1 protein-coding gene is annotated in these 872 nt (G+C 74.0%); it reads left to right on the top strand.

Annotation, left to right across the window (positions count from 1 at the left end; translation table 11 throughout):
• Nucleotides 1–67: 67 nt before the first annotated feature.
• Nucleotides 68–872: replication-relaxation family protein (locus C1A33_RS26605; RefSeq protein ID WP_101834342.1), on the top strand; the 805-nt coding region annotated here is incomplete at its 3' end.

Raw genomic sequence — 872 nt, forward strand, 5'->3', positions numbered from 1 at the left:
GACCGGGTCATGCCAGGGCCCCCCCGGCCGCCAATCCCCGTCCCGGGCCGGCCGGCGGGGCCCTGGCATGACCCGGTCTGTCCGGCGTCCCGCGGCGCGGGCCCGGGACGCGCTGCTCCTGGAACTCGCCAGCCGGCTGACTCCCCGCGACCGGTGGCTCCTCGCGATGCTCCACGAACATCAGGTGCTGACACGCCGGCACATCACCCGGCTGTGTTTCGACGGCGACCGCCAGACCCGGATGCGCCTCGCGACGTTGCACCAGCTCGGCGTCGTCGACCGGGTCCACCCGAACTACAGCCTGGTCGCCGCCCCGCTGCACTACATCCTCGGCACCGCTGGCGCCGCGATCCTCGCCGCCGAACGCGGCCTCACCGTGCAGGACCTGGGCTACCGCCGCGACCGGCTGCACGCCCTCGCCCACGGGGTCCGCCTCGCCCATTTCGTCGAAACCAACACCCTGTTCGCCGCGCTGGTTCACGCCAGCCGCGCCCGTCCCGCCGGCAGCGGCCTGGTCGCCTGGTGGTCCGAACGGCGCGCCGCCGACACCTGGGGGCGCATCGTGCGCCCCGACGGCTACGGCGTCTGGATCGACGGGACACGCCGCCTTGATCTGATGGTCGAAGTCGACCGCGGCACCGAACCCCTCACCCGCGTCCTCGCGAAGCTACCCGCCTACAGCCGCCTCGCCGCCGCCAGCGGGATCGTCACCCCCCTGCTGATCTGGCTGCCCACCGCGCGACGGGAGACCAACCTGCGGGCGGCGCTGCGCACCAGCCCGCCTGGGGTCACGGTCATCACCGCCGTCCGCAGGTTGGACTCCCGTGTCGGGGTGGGCAGCCAGATCAGCAGGGGGGTGACGATCCCGCTGG

It is taken from the genome of Frankia canadensis (assembly GCF_900197875.1).
GTDB lineage: Bacteria > Actinomycetota > Actinomycetes > Frankiales > Frankiaceae > Frankia > Frankia canadensis.